This window comes from Flavobacterium gawalongense (genome assembly GCF_007097265.1).
GTDB lineage: Bacteria > Bacteroidota > Bacteroidia > Flavobacteriales > Flavobacteriaceae > Flavobacterium > Flavobacterium gawalongense.
This window is the reverse complement of record NZ_VJZP01000012.1, coordinates 1-16262: the sequence shown is the minus strand read 5'-3', so window position 1 is coordinate 16262 and position 16262 is coordinate 1. Positions and strand designations below refer to the sequence as shown.

At 30.6% G+C, this 16262-nt stretch carries 18 protein-coding genes and 1 pseudogene; 17 read left to right on the top strand and 2 right to left on the bottom strand.

The annotated features are described in order from the left end of the window. Positions 1-56: 56 nt before the first annotated feature. Together FNW38_RS08475 and FNW38_RS17905 are read right to left on the bottom strand one after the other, a co-directional pair. Positions 57-818 (bottom strand): alpha/beta hydrolase, encoded by a 762-nt coding sequence (locus tag FNW38_RS08475; RefSeq protein ID WP_262710874.1) that lies wholly within the window; start codon positions 816-818, stop codon positions 57-59. Beyond that, positions 810-1031, bottom strand: a pseudogene (locus FNW38_RS17905) (RHS repeat-associated core domain-containing protein); the annotation flags it as partial. The gene FNW38_RS08475 and the pseudogene FNW38_RS17905, both read right to left, overlap by 9 nt. A gap of 289 nt (positions 1032-1320) precedes the next feature. Between FNW38_RS17905 and FNW38_RS08470 the strand changes: the two are divergent. The 17 genes from FNW38_RS08470 (at position 1321) to FNW38_RS08390 (ending at position 15816) form a co-directional block, all read left to right on the top strand. Beyond that, on the top strand, positions 1321-2121 hold the full coding sequence (locus FNW38_RS08470; RefSeq protein WP_143388893.1) for a toxin-antitoxin system YwqK family antitoxin: 801 nt from the start codon (positions 1321-1323) through the stop codon (positions 2119-2121). After that, positions 2105-3316: a hypothetical protein gene (locus tag FNW38_RS08465; RefSeq protein ID WP_143388894.1), complete on the top strand. Its 1212-nt coding sequence runs from the start codon at positions 2105-2107 to the stop codon at positions 3314-3316. The genes FNW38_RS08470 and FNW38_RS08465 overlap by 17 nt, the downstream gene beginning before the upstream one ends. Continuing rightward, a complete protein-coding gene (locus tag FNW38_RS08460) occupies positions 3291-3638 on the top strand; it encodes a hypothetical protein (RefSeq protein WP_143388895.1) in 348 nt (115 codons plus the stop codon). The genes FNW38_RS08465 and FNW38_RS08460 overlap by 26 nt, the downstream gene beginning before the upstream one ends. Next, the gene (locus tag FNW38_RS08455) at positions 3616-4116 is read left to right on the top strand and encodes a PulJ/GspJ family protein (RefSeq protein ID WP_143388896.1); all 501 of its coding nucleotides are present in this window, start codon (positions 3616-3618) and stop codon (positions 4114-4116) included. Before FNW38_RS08460 ends, FNW38_RS08455 begins: the two co-directional genes overlap by 23 nt. Then, the gene (locus FNW38_RS08450; protein ID WP_143388897.1) at positions 4116-5237 is read left to right on the top strand and encodes a type II secretion system F family protein; all 1122 of its coding nucleotides are present in this window, start codon (positions 4116-4118) and stop codon (positions 5235-5237) included. The genes FNW38_RS08455 and FNW38_RS08450 overlap by 1 nt, the downstream gene beginning before the upstream one ends. A 73-nt stretch (positions 5238-5310) precedes the next feature. Further along, positions 5311-5745 (top strand): type IV pilin protein, encoded by a 435-nt coding sequence (locus FNW38_RS08445; RefSeq protein ID WP_143388898.1) that lies wholly within the window; start codon positions 5311-5313, stop codon positions 5743-5745. 1 nt (position 5746) lies between these two features. Further along, a complete protein-coding gene (locus FNW38_RS08440) occupies positions 5747-6229 on the top strand; it encodes a prepilin peptidase (RefSeq protein ID WP_143388899.1) in 483 nt (160 codons plus the stop codon). A 5-nt stretch (positions 6230-6234) separates the two neighbouring features. After that, the gene (locus FNW38_RS08435; RefSeq protein WP_143388900.1) at positions 6235-7200 is read left to right on the top strand and encodes a hypothetical protein; all 966 of its coding nucleotides are present in this window, start codon (positions 6235-6237) and stop codon (positions 7198-7200) included. Positions 7201-7203: 3 nt separating this feature from the next. Continuing rightward, positions 7204-8241 (top strand): hypothetical protein, encoded by a 1038-nt coding sequence (locus FNW38_RS08430; protein WP_143388901.1) that lies wholly within the window; start codon positions 7204-7206, stop codon positions 8239-8241. A gap of 2 nt (positions 8242-8243) precedes the next feature. Next, positions 8244-8585, top strand: coding sequence for a hypothetical protein (locus FNW38_RS08425; protein ID WP_143388902.1), 342 nt, complete (start codon positions 8244-8246; stop codon positions 8583-8585). A 13-nt stretch (positions 8586-8598) separates the two neighbouring features. After that, positions 8599-9321: a hypothetical protein gene (locus tag FNW38_RS08420; protein ID WP_143388903.1), complete on the top strand. Its 723-nt coding sequence runs from the start codon at positions 8599-8601 to the stop codon at positions 9319-9321. Between the two features lie 22 nt (positions 9322-9343). Continuing rightward, positions 9344-10744 (top strand): GspE/PulE family protein, encoded by a 1401-nt coding sequence (locus FNW38_RS08415; protein WP_143388904.1) that lies wholly within the window; start codon positions 9344-9346, stop codon positions 10742-10744. Between the two features lie 4 nt (positions 10745-10748). Continuing rightward, positions 10749-12662, top strand: a complete 1914-nt coding sequence (locus tag FNW38_RS08410; RefSeq protein ID WP_143388905.1) for a type II secretion system protein GspD — start codon at positions 10749-10751, stop codon at positions 12660-12662. Further along, positions 12662-13849 (top strand): PilN domain-containing protein, encoded by a 1188-nt coding sequence (locus tag FNW38_RS08405; RefSeq protein WP_143388906.1) that lies wholly within the window; start codon positions 12662-12664, stop codon positions 13847-13849. Before FNW38_RS08410 ends, FNW38_RS08405 begins: the two co-directional genes overlap by 1 nt. Continuing rightward, complete coding sequence (locus FNW38_RS08400; protein ID WP_143388907.1) at positions 13842-14366, top strand: hypothetical protein; 525 nt, start codon at positions 13842-13844, stop codon at positions 14364-14366. The genes FNW38_RS08405 and FNW38_RS08400 overlap by 8 nt, the downstream gene beginning before the upstream one ends. Beyond that, on the top strand, positions 14350-15303 hold the full coding sequence (locus FNW38_RS08395) for a hypothetical protein (RefSeq protein ID WP_143388908.1): 954 nt from the start codon (positions 14350-14352) through the stop codon (positions 15301-15303). The genes FNW38_RS08400 and FNW38_RS08395 overlap by 17 nt, the downstream gene beginning before the upstream one ends. A 3-nt stretch (positions 15304-15306) precedes the next feature. After that, positions 15307-15816, top strand: a complete 510-nt coding sequence (locus FNW38_RS08390; RefSeq protein ID WP_143388909.1) for a hypothetical protein — start codon at positions 15307-15309, stop codon at positions 15814-15816. The last annotated feature ends 446 nt before the right edge of the window (positions 15817-16262 follow it).

Sequence of the window (16262 nt, the reverse complement as noted above, 5' to 3'; positions counted from 1 at the left end):
ACAAGAAGACATGAAGATTGCTATAACAAAAAATAAACAATAATACTTTTTCATAATTAAAAATCTCTAGGATTAGCTATTCCGCCGCTATTATCTGCTTTTTTTTCACTAGGATTTGCTTTTTTATGTGCATTTAATCTTTTTTCATAAGTAGCTTTTTCCTTTTTTTGATCATTTATCTCTTTTACTAATTTGGGCAACCATTCTTTTACATTTGCACTTGACGGTCCAACATGGTCAACATCCAATCCTCCCTCTTTATCATCATAGAAAATACTAAAATCTGTATTTTTAACATTATTGTTTTCACTCCACTTTGATTCTGACGCAGCAGCTTGAATCAAATCTCCTTTTGCGCTAATTGCAATTAGTCTCACATCTTTATTTTCAAGAGTAATCTCTTTTTGCATAGGAGTGTTTATAGCAACGACAGTAATCTCATTAGCCTGTATTTTATGCTTCTTAACTAAAATATTAGCAGCTTCAATCGCTACATTTCCGCCATGGCTATGACCAACAAGAGAAATTGGTTCGCCTGGCTTTCTATTTTTCAAAACATGCTCCACTAATTGTTCTGCCGCTGACTGTCTCGCTCCATCTGAATTATCACCATCCCATTCAAAAGCAACATTCGAAGTCTTATTTCCCAGAACTGGTCTTAAATTATTGACTATATATTTGTTTTGACCATTACTGAATTTTTCAAAAGTATAAGTATTTTCTTTACCACCATATCCAATGGCATTAACAAAAATATTATCTAGTATTGTTCCATGAATAAAAAACGCTTCACGTCCTTCTAATTCCACAGCATCCATTACTCTATTTTCACTAAATGCATAAGAAGAGTTATATGGGTAGTCTTTAAATAAAGGATCTGGTGCAAAGAAGCGTCCAATACGTGGGTCGTGCATCCTAAAGGTATAATTCAACGAATTCCCTTCGCCTTTCAGCTCATCGTCTTTTTCTTGGCCTTGAAATCCGTATCGATATGCTCCTGAGTTCCCATGTCTATTGGGAATTAGCATTCCAAAAGGATAGTAGTCTAATCACTCCTTAAGCCAGTATATACAAGACCTTACATGTTATTTAAATACGCATAAAAATGCATAAATTGGTAATTTTCAGCATTTCAAAGATAGAAAATTAATATAATCATGCTATTTGACGATAACTATTTTTTTTAATTTATTTTAAAATTAATAAATATTGAGCTTAAAATCTAACAAATAAAAAATTATTATTAAAAAACTTACATTTTATTTGAAAAATAATTTTAAAAGTATATCTTGCTCTTATTTAAAAATAAATTCTACTCCTTTGAAAACAAAAGTATTGTATCGTTTTGTATATCTTCTTTTAGCAATTTTATTAGTATCTTTTTCAGATCCATACACCATTAAAAGGATTTCAGACCCTAATTTCAGATATGAGTTTTACACTACTGAGAAGAAAGTAAACCCTAAAAAAAACAAAATCTATTTTTGGTTTAAAGGAGGATTGATTCACAATTCACAAGCTGGAATAGTAGGGGAGTTGTTGCATGATAAATTTGTAAAGATGTATCATAGTAACCAATTAGCCGAACAAGGTGAATTTAAAAATGGACTTAAAGTGGGATTCTGGAAAACTTGGTATCCTAACGGTGTGATACAAACTACGCAGTACTGGAATAATGGTTTGAAATCAGGAAAATACTTTCGTTATGATGAAAATGGAATGATTGCTGAGAAAGGGAATTATAATGGAGGTGTAATGAACGGAAAATGGATTGACTATGAAAAGAAAGACACTCTTACTTATAAAAGGGGTGCTGTTTTTATAAAAAAAACGAAATTATCTAAAGTAGAAAAATTCAAATTAAAACAGGAAAGCAATAAAGCAGACAGGGCTAAAAAAACATTGCAAGAATCAGAAGAATTAAAAAACACGTCTACTTTGGCTACTTACAAAGCGAGCGCTAAAGAAAATGAAAAAACATGGAAAGAAAGCAAGAAAGCTGCTAAAGAAACAGAAAAGGTAAAAAAAGCTGCTAAAGGGGATTCTAAAATAAAAATATTATTCAAAAAATTATTTGACAAAAAGCAGCCAAAACAAAAAACCAATGGTAAAAGCTCATAGTTTATTGTATGCTATTTACATATGCTTGATTGTCTCCATAATTTGTGGAGCGCTTTTGTATTTAGCTAACCTATATGGTCAGCTCAATTTACATTATAATCTTCGGGAAGAATTGTATATTCATAACCAGTCTTTAGTGAACTTTGCCTTGGGAAATAAAACGGAGGCTGACGAAATACCGGCAGACGAAAATTCAGGGATAGAAGGGGCTTATGGCACAAAACAGTATGGTTTGCTCACACTGCTCCTGGCAAATTCTTGGGTGAAAAATGACACGGTTGCCTCGGCTCATTTTGTAGGTTATTTTGCCACTGATAAAACCGCGATTCATTTGGCAAACTTAAGTAAATCTCTTTCGTATTCAGGAATAGTTAAGTTATTTGGTGACAACCAACTGCCGTCAACCTTTATTGAAACAGCTTATATCAACAACAAACCCAATCAACTTATTCTTGAAGGAAAGAATACTGTTTCTGAAATCCATCTGCCGGAAATTAATCCAAATTTCAAGAAGATTTTTGAAGGAATTAAAGCGGATAAAATAGGGCTTTCGGAAGTTGACAAACCCAGAGACTCATTGTATTATAATTCCTTTTTTAATGAAACTAAAGAAATTCAGGTAAATTCAATTGTTAGCAATGTGATTTTTAAAGGCAACTTCATTTTGCGCTCTAAAGATTCTATTCGGGTTAGAAAAAATACCGTTTTAGAAGACGTTATTCTCATCGCACCAAAAATTACATTCGAAGAGGGGTTTAAAGGCACAGTTCAGGCTTTTGCCACAAAAGGAATTGAACTGGAGCAAAAAGTAACATTAAATTATCCGTCAGTGGTATGTGTTTATAATGAAAGCGCCGAAGAGGGTAAAATTAAAATAAAAAAGGAAAGTAAAATAACAGGTGCGATAGTGTTGTTTGGAAATCCATTGGAAATGATAGATAAAAATAGCATAGAGATTGAAGAAGAAGGATTAGTTTTTGGAGATATTTATTGTTCCGGAAAATTGTTTTTAAAAAGTAAGGTGTATGGCTCAGTATATACCAATCGATTTTTTCATAAAACCCAGTCTTCCAATTATGACAACATCATAGCCGATATAGAAATTAATGCGACCAAACGACCGGGTTATTTTATTGCAATTCCATTGTTTAATACAAAAAAAACTGAATATGGTATTCTTAAAAAGGTATTGTAGCGTAAAAGCAAATTCTATCTTAGAATCTATGATAGCCTTGACTATAATCTCGGTATGTTTGTATTTTGCCGTCATGATTTTTGCAGCTGTTTTTACACCTAGAACAGCCACAAAGTTTTATGATACACAAAACAAGGCGAATGAATTGTTTTTTTTAGCACAGCTAAAAACCGATTCCTTACTGTATGAAGGTGATGATGAAAATCTTATTATGGAAGAAGAAAATATCAATAATGGCCTGAAAAAGATAACAATACAATACAAAGACAGCACACAGTTTCAGTTTGAAAAAACTTTTTATGTTCAAACCAATAATGAATAACAAAAATTCGATTCCCGCATTTTCACTAATCGAAGCTATTGTCAGTATGGCAATTACAGCTATTATCATGGGGATAGTTTTTGTGATTTTTTCAATTGTAACAGAACGGATGTTAGATTATAAAAATCAAAATGAATTGGTTAATGATCTCAACAGATTAACCTATAGTGTTAATAAAGATATTTTTGAAAATGAAAAAATGGAGGTTATCGAAAATGAAGTGATTTTTAATGGATATGCAGGTGAAACCGTAAAATACAATTTTCAGGAAGAATATATCTTGCGGAGTAAAGAAGCATTTATTGATACATTCAAAATCAAATTGAATCAAATTGTTATTGACTCAGTTAAAAATAAATCCCAAAGAATTGTTTTTCAAAAATTAAAATTGAACGTAGAGGTAAATGAAAGAGAAATGGATTTAAAATTCTACAAAAGGGTATACGCTAATGAATTGTTACAAGCAATAAAAGAATAATGAGTTTAGATTTAAGTACATACAAAGCGAACAAATCAGAGAAAACGGATTTCAAGATAGAAACGGGTCAGTTCCAGTTTTCTAAGAAACTCTCGGATAAGAAAAAAGAAGTATTCTATAGAGAACTGGGAATGCTTTTAAAGTCTGGTGTCGATTTTAAAAAAGCACTGGAAATATTGAGTAATCAATCCAATACTAACTTTGAGAAAGAAATGATTGTTCAAATCAAAGATAAAGTAGTTGATGGGAAAAGTATTTATGAATCAATGCGGGAAACCAACCAATTTTCGGCCTATGAATATTACAGCATTCAAATTGGAGAAGAGACAAGAAAGCTGGAAGAGGTATTAGGCGAATTGCAGAAATATTTCAACCGAAAGATTCAGATGAAAAGACAGATCGTTTCGGTATTGACGTATCCGGCTATTGTCATGTTAGTGACCTTTCTAGTACTCTATTTTATGCTAAATAAAGTAGTACCGATGTTTAGCTCGGTATTTAAGCAATTTGGAAGTGAATTGCCAAAAAGCACCCAGATTATTATAAAAATATCGAATCATTCAGGAACAATTTTTACGGTTGTGATAGGGGTAATAGTAGGGTTAATAATAGCACACGCTTTATTAAAAGAGAAACAAAGTTATAGAGCCTTTACAGGAACATTAATACTGAAAATTCCCTATTTCGGGAATTTAATCCGAAAAATTTATATTTCTCGTTTTTGTCAGGCAATGAATTTATTGATTACTTCTAAAACTACATTGATAAGTTCATTATCATTAACGGCAAAAATGATAAGCTTTTATCCTATTGAAGTTGCAATTGAAGAAATAAAAGAGGACATAACTCGCGGTGCATCTTTAAATGAAAGTTTAAAAAAACATAATGTGTTTGAAAACAAAATGGTTTCTATGATTGAAGTTGCAGAACAAGTCAATCAGTTGGAAACAATGTTTGAGCGATTAACAGAACAATACAATGAGGAAATTAGTCATCAAACAAAAATGATTGGTGTCATTTTAGAACCCATGATTATTATTGTTATTGGGATAATTGTGGGGGTAATTATGATTTCTATGTATGCTCCAATGTTTGATTTAAGTAAAATAATAAAAAATTAACAATCATTTGGTTACAATGTGTATTTTTGTATCATTAAAATTAACTATTTTTAATAAATAAAATCAGACAACGATGTTAGACAAGATTAAAAAACAGTTACAAAACACTAAAAAAGCTTCGGTAAAAGCATACTCTTTGACGGAGATTTTGATTGTATTGTGTATCATTGGAATACTATTATTAATGGTGTTGCCTAACCAAACATCGGTTATAGCTCAGGCAAAAGCTATTGAAGCACAAGCGATGCTTAATCAAATCTATGGTTTAGAAAAAAGTTATTTCTACAGACATTCTAAATATTCAAGTAACTTAGAGGAACTAGGCTTTGAACAGGAATTGACAGTTGATGAAGGTGGTCAAGCAGTGTATAAAATCGAAATTATTGAAGCTTCTAATGATTCCTTTTCAGCAAGAGCAACTGCTGCATCTGATTTAGATAGTGATGGAAGTTTCAATACATGGGAAATTGACAATAAACAAATGCTGAACGAAGTAACAAAAGAATAAATTGAGAGTAGCATACATAGGTTTATTATTTTGTTTGTTGGCTGTGTTTTTTCAAGATTGGAAATACAGGAGAATTCATGTGGGATTACCTTTAGCTATTTTCCTTTTCTCTTTTTACGTGATTCAACATGAAAATAAAATTTTGTTTAAAATTATTGTTTATAATTTGGGTTTTTTCTTACTAACATTAAGCATATTAATTCTTTATATGAGTCTAAAAACCAAAAAATTTTTAAACCCTTTTCAAAATTATTTTGGGTTAGGAGATTTATTGTTTTATGTGGCAATAGCTCCCCTGTTCCTACTTCAAAACTACATTCTATTTTTCATATTTTCAATGATTTTTGCAATAGGACTTCAGTTGGGATTGAAAAAAATAATTCGGGAGAATACGGTTCCTTTAGCAGGATTTTCTGCCCTACTATTATTTATACTAATCATAAAAGATATGATGTTGGATTTTCAAAAAATTACGTTGTTATAAAACATATGATGAAATTCCTTTTTATTTTAATAATCAGCTTTTATTTTAATCAAATTCAAGCACAAAGTAAAAGCGCTAGTTATAATAGTGCTTATATCGTATTAGAAAGCATGCTCGAAGGAAAAGATAGTCTTAATTTCAAAAAAGCTCTTTTTACAGTTGAAAATGCTTGGTACGATAACAAATTAGACTTTTTTACTTTTGAAAATGACATAAAAAAAATAGCGAGTTCTTGTTCATTAATGATAAGTAAAAAAAGATTTGAGAGATATAAAACAGCTAAAAACTGGGCGATTTTTATGTGGATTACCCAGAAAACGCCTGAAAATGAGAGTAAAAATTGTGAGTACGATTTTAAAGATTTTCTCGGAGAAAGTTCTTTCTCAAATACTTTTGTAACGCGCCTAATAAAAGATAAAAAAGGGAACTGCCTTTCATTGCCTTTACTATATAAATGTGTAGCCCAAGAATTAAAAGCAGAAGCATATTTGACTTTAGGGCCAAGTCATGCTTGGATTAGACATATTGATGAAAAAGGGGAATGGTTAAATGTAGAATTAACAAGTGCGCAGTTTCCTTCAGATGGAATTATGATGACGGAGCTTGGAATTAAAACACAAGCGATAAAAACGGGAGCATATTTTAAACCGCTTTCTGAGAAAGAAACTATTGCAGTTTTGATGACTTTATTGGCAAATGGTTACGAAAATAAATTTGGATTAGATGATTTTACAGATAGATGTGCAGATTTGTCTATAAAATATTATGATGCAAACGTGATAGCAATAATGCTAAAATCAAACCGAGTTGCTAAATTAGCAAATAATGATACTATGGCTTTTGAGAATAAAATAGTACTTCATAAAATGTACTTAACCTTACAAAATAAACTTAACGATATTGGTGGAGAAAGTATAAATCCTGATGAATATACAAAATGGGTTAATTCGATGAAAACTAGAAAAGAATAAAATATGAAAACAAAAATTCAACTATTGTTTCTCTTTATCGCTTTGAGTAGCTATTCTCAAAGCGAAAATCCATATGAACTATTTGGATATAAAGGGAAAGTTTTAAAAACCCCACAGGAAAGAATGAAGTACATGGTTCTGATCCCTGTAGAAGATAGTACAACGGTTGTAACTGCTATTGGAATTGAACCAAATAGAGGTAAGTATTATTTGTTCGATAAGAGCAATCAAATTATACATACTGACACAATAGCTAAGGAGAAGATCGCTCGGTTTTTTTCAACAGATCCTTTAGCGAAAGATTATCCACATAATTCGGTATATGCATTTAGTGAGAATAGAGTGATAGATGGGATTGAATTTGAAGGTTTAGAGTTTGCCTTAACACATGGTACATTTGCGAACAGAAAAAACAAACCAATTTTTTCTTTGGACCTTGCAGACTATAAAGGAGGCAGTACATGGGAAGAAATTTTTTCTCAACGAATAGCTTTAGCTTCAGGATGGAACAAAAAATCAACATATGAATTTACTTGGTCTGGAGCAAATAATGCCAAGGATAGGGTTAAAGCAGGACAAATGCTAGCTCATAGATTGATGTCAAAAGACAACCCATATAGGGATGCAAAACATGCTACTTTAGCTGGACATAGTCATGGGGGAAATGTTAATAAAGTTGCTAAAAATATTCTGGAAAAAAATGGTTGGACTGTAGATATTTTAAATTTTGCAACTCCACAAAGGAAAGATTTTCAACAAGCTAAAACAGGGAATGGAGTAAATTTAAACTTCTACAGTAAGGGAGATGCAGTGCAATGGTTTGGTGCGGCTGATAATTATTTCATGAATGAACGAAAGAATACAGGTCCATTAGGTGCAAGAATTGACCCATTTTCATATTCATATGAAATTAACGTAAAGGATAATGTTTTTAAATGGATTGATAATAGTGCTGGACATAGTTACCATCAAGATTACAAACCACAACAACAAATGTTAGAGATTATTGAGAAAGTATTTCAAGAACATAAAAAATTATAAAGATGGCATCCATAAGAAAAAACATCAATCTTTTTATTAATATAATAATATCAATAACTGTATTTATTTTTATCTTTTATTCCAATATGGGTAAATCTGGTGGCGATATGGCAATTGTGATTATGAATTTTATTTTCGGGTTCATTCAGTTAATTTCTGTTTTGATATTAGGATTATTTTCAAAAAAAATAAATTATAAAATAATTATTGCTATTATATGCATGCAAATAATCGAAATATTCGTTTTTGTTAATTTTGGGAGAGAAATCAATGAGTATTATAAAGCAGAACTATTGTTAAAGACAGATTTAATAAATAACAGTTATCAGATTTATTTTGGATAAAAAACTATTCCTAATGGATGTTACTAATCGATTTCATTTGTTTTTATTTTTTCTTTGCTTTTCATGTTCAAATAGTAGTTCAGAAAAAACATTTGAATTTAAAGGTTTTGATATTTCTAAATTAGATCCAATAATAGAGACTTACATTAAGAACAATTGGTTCGGCAAAGCTTATGAGGTAAATGATACTTTGAGAAAAATAGTCTTTTTTGATAAAAAAAATACAATTATAAAAGAAGATTCTGTTTTTTACAATGATTACGTAAAATATTTAGTCAGCACCTCTGAAATCATTCACGAGACAAATAAACTCAAGTTGTTTAAGTTAACTTTTTTAAGAAAAAATAAACTACAACGCCATTTTTTGATACAGCGTTTTAAAATGATCTATCTAATTTGTGTAGATACCCAAATAAAGCCAAACGTTTTTGAGAGAAGAAGAATTAATACTAATTTACATTATTTAGAATTTAAAGATATCCGGGAATATCTTTTGAATGTAAAAATGACTACAAATAATAAATATTATTTTAGTGATTATATGTCATATGAGATGTTTTATAGTAATGGAGAATTGTTTCATAATGAAACACAATATTATGATTGGGGAAATACAAAAACACCTAATGCTTTAAAATTCAATACTAATTATAATAATTTGTATCTTGATTTAGATAAGATCGATGATCTTGCTTTTATAATGGATTCTAATTCATATAAAAACATTATTCATTAATATGTTAATTAATAAAAATACAATGGAAATAGTAATCCTTTCCGAAAATCAGCATAGCATTTCAAGTGATTTAGCAAACCAGTATAGAATATTGCCTAAATCCGTTTCCGAAAATACATTGGAATTATACATAGATGACTCATCTAACAATCAGGATGCTAAGGAAGAATTGGAACTTTTTTTAGGGAAACATATTGTTTTCAGTCCGATAGATACCATTGAAATTGAAAAAGCACTATCTATTTATTACCGAAAAGATAGACAAGTAAACGTAAGTAAATCACTGAATGTTGACAAAGGAGATTTTCTTGAAAACTTATTAGGAGAAGCAAAATCCTTGAAATGTAGCGATATTCATTTTGAGGTTTATGAAGATTCATCCCGGATCCGTTTTAGAATAGACGGTCAATTAATTGAGCGATATAAGGTTGAGCGAGAAAATTATCTGGAATTAGTGAATAAGATTAAGATAAAAGCCAAACTTAATATTACCGAAAAACGACTGCCACAAGACGGGAGGATTACTAACGAATCGTTCGACATAAGGGTTTCTATTTTACCAACTTTATTTGGAGAAAAAATAGTAATGCGTTTGTTAGGACAAGATGCCTCTAATATTGATTTGAGTACACTAGGTCTCCAAAAAGAAGAACTGGAACACTATTTAGAAGCGGTAAAAAAGCCTAATGGAATTATTCTGATAAGTGGTCCAACGGGTTCTGGAAAAACAACAACACTATATGCTACTTTACGATTGTTAAACGATAGCAGAAGAAATATTGTAACGGTTGAAGATCCCATTGAATATACTTTAAAAGGCATCAATCAAGTACAGCTAAAAGAAGATATTGGATTGACTTTTTCTTCAGCCTTAAAATCGTTTTTACGGCAAGATCCCGATGTAATTATGTTAGGGGAAATTCGTGACTCCGAAACCGCTTTAATGGCCATTCGTGCTTCATTGACGGGACATCTGGTACTGTCAACCATACATACCAATTCGGCGATAGGAACTATTTCAAGATTAATAGACATGGGAGTGCCGTCTTATTTGATTGCAGAAACATTAAATCTTTCTGTCGCACAACGATTGATACGAAAACTTTGTAACAATTGTAAGAAAGAAGTGGAATGTCAGAAAGAAGATTTTCCTGGGAATTTTCAATTTCCGTATGAAATTTCAAAATATAATAAACCTGTCGGCTGCAACAAGTGTTTTCATACAGGCTATAAAGGCAGAAGGGCTATTTATGAAGTTTTAACTATCGATAATACGATTTGTGAAGCAATAAAAAACAATACCGTTACGAAATTATTTAGTAATGATGAAAGCTATAAATCATTGTCTGATAAGGCGTTTGATATTTTGGCCGAAGGTGAAACGGCATTAGAGGAAATATATTCTATTTTAATTAACATATAAATAAATGTTCAAACAAATTGTTTACATACTAATTGGGTTCTTTTTTACAAATCTTGTTGTTGCACAACAGGATATAAATGAGTTGAGCCGGAAATTTGACGAGCTGTCAATACAAAAAAAAGGATTAAATGAATCTATAAAAATTGATGTTTCAGGACTGACGTTACATGATTTTATTTCATCAATAGCAGAAGAACACCAATTAAATATAGACATTGAAGATGATTTAGATCAACCAATATCCAATAATTTTTATGATGTAACGGTGAAGGAAGTATTTATTCATCTTGTTCAAAAATATGATTTAGAAGTCACTTTTATGAATAATATCATCACTTTTAAAAAGAGAAAAGAGGTTAAAATTATTGAAAAAAAATTACCCAAAGTTATTGATGTAAATTATAATTCTCAGAATGACTTCTTGTCTGTTAAACTGGAAAACGATTCATTACCATCAGTTACTAAGGCAATTATTGATAAGTCCGGTAAGAATTTAGTCTTGGCTCCTAATGTAAAAACTCTTAGAGTATCAGCATATATTCTAAACAGACCCTTTGATCAGGTAATAGAAATGTTGGCAAAATCAAATGATCTGGTTGCAACCAAAGATGAAAATGGATTTTATTTTATTGAGAAAAATAATGAAATAAATAGTAATACTACATTAAACAATGGCAGTAGCCCAAAGTCAAAACAACCCAAAGCGAGTATAGGTTCTGCAGGATATTATCAGGTTGATTTAAATAAAACGGGTTTTTTATCTGTTAAAGCAAACGTTGCTGATACCGCCGATTTATTAACGGAGGCTGCCGAAAAATTGCACATAAACTACTTCTTATATAACAAACCAGAAAACGAAAAAACAACATTGTCCGCAGACAATATCACTTTTGATGAACTACTGGAAAATATTTTTAAAGGAAAAAAATACACCTTTAAGAAACAGGATAACTTATACCTAATTGGGGAACAAGCAACAGAAGGATTGAGAGTTACAGAAATGATTCAACTGGAAAATCGTTCTATTGAATCAGTACTTACCGCTTTACCAAAGGTCTTTTCAGAAAAATTAGAAATTAAGGAATTTGTTGAATTAAACGGACTAATCGTTTCAGGGGCAAAATCGATACTAGAAGAATTAAAAGTGTATATCAAGCAAATTGATAAAGTAGTCCCAATGGTTCAGATAGAAGTAATTATTGTGCAATATAATAAGTCGTACGATATTCAAACGGGGATGAAAATGGGACTGGACAAAATAAATAAAACGCAAACCGGAGGGGTTTTGTTTCCTACCACTGATGTAACAGTAAATGCTTCGTCAGTGAATAGTTTAATCAATGCTTTTAATGGTTTTGGTCTTTTTAAATTAGGAAAAGTAACAGAAGCCTTTTATATGAATCTAAAGTTACTGGAGAACAACTCTATAGTTAAAGTAGAATCAACTCCTAAAATTGCAACGATAAGTGGGCATGAAGCCAAATTATCTATTGGTGAAACCAGTTATTATTTTGAACAAAGTAATCGACTGATAAATAATAATATTGGGAATGATATATTGAATTCAGGGACATGGAAGTCAACTGATGCCAACTTAACGGTATCGATTAAGCCTTTTGTATCCACCGATGAGAATGTAACATTAACAATTGCAGTAGAAAAAAGTTCGTTTTTAGGTAGAGCCGGAGAAACTGCCCCTCCTGGAAAAGCAACTCAAAAATTTGAATCTTTAGTGAGAGTTAAAAATAACGAAATGATTTTATTGGGAGGATTGGACGAATTGAAAAAAGAAAATTCAGGCTCCGGTACGCCTTTAATATCAAGAATTCCAATTATTAAATGGTTTTTCAGCAGTCGTAAAAAAGGAAAAAGCAATTCAAAATTGCATATTTTTATCAAACCAACAGTTGTATATTAATGATTACATTTCTATCTAAAATAATCAAATTGAATAATTTGCATGTTATCGGCGTCATTAAAAAAGACGATGACGAAAGCTATAACGTGCTTACTGTTAAAAAGAAGGGTCAAAAAATAGATATTGTCACTATGGCTTCTTACAATACAGTAGAGGGGTTAAGTAAAAATATCGATACGAAGCTCCCTATAATTCTAGTAGTAGATGGAAAAGGAGTGCTAAACAAGGAGATTAATTTCAATAATGAGGCAGACGTAAGTTGGCAGAAAAACATTGATTACAAATCGATTTACCATACTAGTTTAAAAGGTTCTAATAGTAGTTTTATAAGTTTTTGCAGGAAAAATATTGTAGATGATACTATAATAAAATTTCAAAAAAAAGGATTTCAAGTAGTGGATATTTATATTGGTTCTTTTTTGTCAGCATTGTTATTTACTTCTATAAAAAATGAAACAATAATTTCAAACGATTTGTTTTTGGAATTTGATAATGAAAAGCTTACAGGCTTTACAAAACAAACAGAGTCAATAAAAAAAGAACAATATACCATTGGAGAAGAGACTATTTCAAGCAGTTTTTTACCGCTTTATGGTACGTTAATTCATTTTTTTATTCAGCCAAAAGAAGTTTCCAAAACAAAAAATGAAACTTTAAATGTTGAAGAAATTATTTATAAAAAAGCATTTAATGTTTTTGGTGTTGCGATGCTTATAGGGTTTCTGACGACTTTATTAGTAAGTTATCTTTTGATACAACATTATGGGTCAAAAAATGCAGAACTCAATCTTCAAAATGTATATTCAAATCAATCGTATCAGTTGATATTAGATTTAGAAAAGCAAAAAGAAAAGAAACAAAGTATTTTAAAAGAGTCGGGTTTTTTGTCTTCAAAATTTCTTTCCTATTATGGTTATGAAATAATTAAAGTAATACCACAGGATATTTCTTTGACAGAGTTAAATATAACACCGTTAAATAAAGAAACCAAAGCGAATCAGAAAATGAATTTTGAGGCTAGAACTATTATAGTTAAAGGGGAAACATTCAAAGAGTCATCATTTAATGGATGGATGGAAGGCTTGAAAAAAATGAATTGGCTACAGCATTTTGAAATTATAAGTTTAAAAAAGGATAAGAAAAACAAATCCCAATTTGAAGTAAAAATCACAATAAAAGATGTTTGAAAACTATTCCTATAAAACAAAATGCACAGCATTAATTGTTGTCTTTTTAATGCTTTCAGTAACGGCATATAAAAGATCATTCCATACATTATTTCAGGTAATCAGTGAATACAAAGTTTTGTCGGCAAAAGCAGACGATATCAATAAAAAAGCAAATAACACTGATGGATTGATTAGAGATATTGCTTATTTAGATAAGATAATCGGCAAAGAGGGAATAACTAAAGAGATGGTGCAACAAGGGATAGTAAGTTTTGCATCCGAAAAACATCCACAAGTTTCTATTAATGATTTGCAGCCTATTCATGTTTTTCCGGATGATAATTATACGATTATTACAAACCAGCTGGATGTAACAGGAAACAGTAATCAACTATTGCAGTTAGGATATGATTTTGAAAAAGAATTTAACTTTTCAAGAATGGTTAGCATGAATTTTTACATCGCAAAAAAAAATAATAAATCTGACGTTTTACATTTAAAAATGATTTTCCAAAACTATGAAAACAATAAATAAAATTATACTATTTACTTTGGCAATAGTAACAATGTCGTGTGAAGATATTCTTGAAGAAGACATTACGAACGATACGGTTCTAGTTACGTCTCCACTTAATGATTCGAAAGTAGAGAGTAACGTAGTTACATTTCAATGGAATAATCTTAAAGGTGCGGATAATTATCGAGTTCAAATATATGGTGCAAATCAATCTATAGTACTAGATTCATTAGTCAGTAAAACGAATTTACCATACCCATTAAAACAGGGGACTTATCAGTGGAGAGTGAGAGGCGAAAATTTTGCCTATCAATCATCTTATTCCTTTCCAGCGACTTTTTCAACAGTTATTTCTGAGGACTTAACAAACCAGCAAGTCATTTTATCAAGCCCTCAAAATGAGATCTATATGAATTTTACTAATATCACGTTAAATTGGCAATCCCTTCCAAATGCAACAAGCTATAGTATTGAAGTAATCAATATTTCAAATGGCCAACAAATTTATTCAAATACAGCTATTACAGGAACATCTGTGACACTAAACGTTCCTAATTTAACTGATGGCACCTATGAATGGAGAGTAAAAGCAAAAAACAGCACTACTGAAACATTACAATATGCTGGGAGAAAATTTTCTATAGATACTGTGATTCCTAATCAGCCACAAAATGTTACACCAGCAAACAATTCTGTACAAATAATAAATCAACAGGTTTCTTTTACGTGGACAGTAGCGACAGATTCTGGAACTGTTCAGTCCCCAGTTTCTTATAAAATTGAATTTTCAAACAATGAAAATTTTTCATCAATTAGTCAAACATCCAATGCGAGTTCAACCACCTTTCAACAAACTTTTTCTACAGCAGGAATTTATTTTTGGAGAGTAAAGGCGATAGATCAAGCCGGAAATGTTAGTGTAGCTAGTGCTTCATATAAGTTTACAATAAATTAGGTTATGACTGCAAAAAAGAAAATAAATATTGTTTTGATTATTTTGGTTTTAGGGCTATGGGGTACTGTAGCTTATAAAACGATTAGCCAATATTTTTTTTCAAAGGAATTGATGGCTAACAAAACGGAATTAAATGATGAGTTAACTTTAAACGAGATAAATAAAGACACTTTTAACTTGGGAAAAGTTGCTAGAGATCCCTTTTTAAATAGACAAAATCAAACAGACAGTTTCGTCTCAAAAAAATACTATTCTAAAATACCAAATGTAAAAATTAAGAGTAATCCTATTGTTTTGAAACCGAAAGTTATAATAAATTGGCCATTGATTTCTTATCATGGTTATATCAGATCAAAAGACAAGAACGAAGAATTAATTTTGGTTAAAATTGATAAAAGACTATACAAACTAAGAAAAGATGATGAGATTGAGGGAGTAACTGTAAAGAAAGTATACAACGATTCTATTGAAGTTAATTTTAATAAAGGAAAAAAAATAATTCGACTAAATTAATCTTAGGTAAGTCTTTTTTTGAAAAGAAAAAAATATCTATATAAATTATAATCCGATGAACAATTAGCAAAACACTACCACAGATTTATGCAGATTGAAACTACCATCGAAGAGAATATTCATCACTTTCTGCTAATTGCCTTATTGAATAAATACTATTAGTAAACAAGCGATTGTTGAATAGAGTTGCCTCTATTCAACAATCGCTTGTCTTTTAAATTTTAAAAATATCTAGTCTGTGGACATGCTAACTTAGCAATCACAGAAAGTTAACCCAACTTGCAGGATTGAACGGCAATAAACGTTAATTATTTGTTAAACAAGTCATTTTTTCAATAATCTTTGTAGGTTTTTTACCTTTAAAATTGCGTTTTATATATTCGAAACAGCTGTTTTTTAATCAAATTCCGTTTTGTAGTCCCCAGCAAATCTTGTCTTTAATGGGA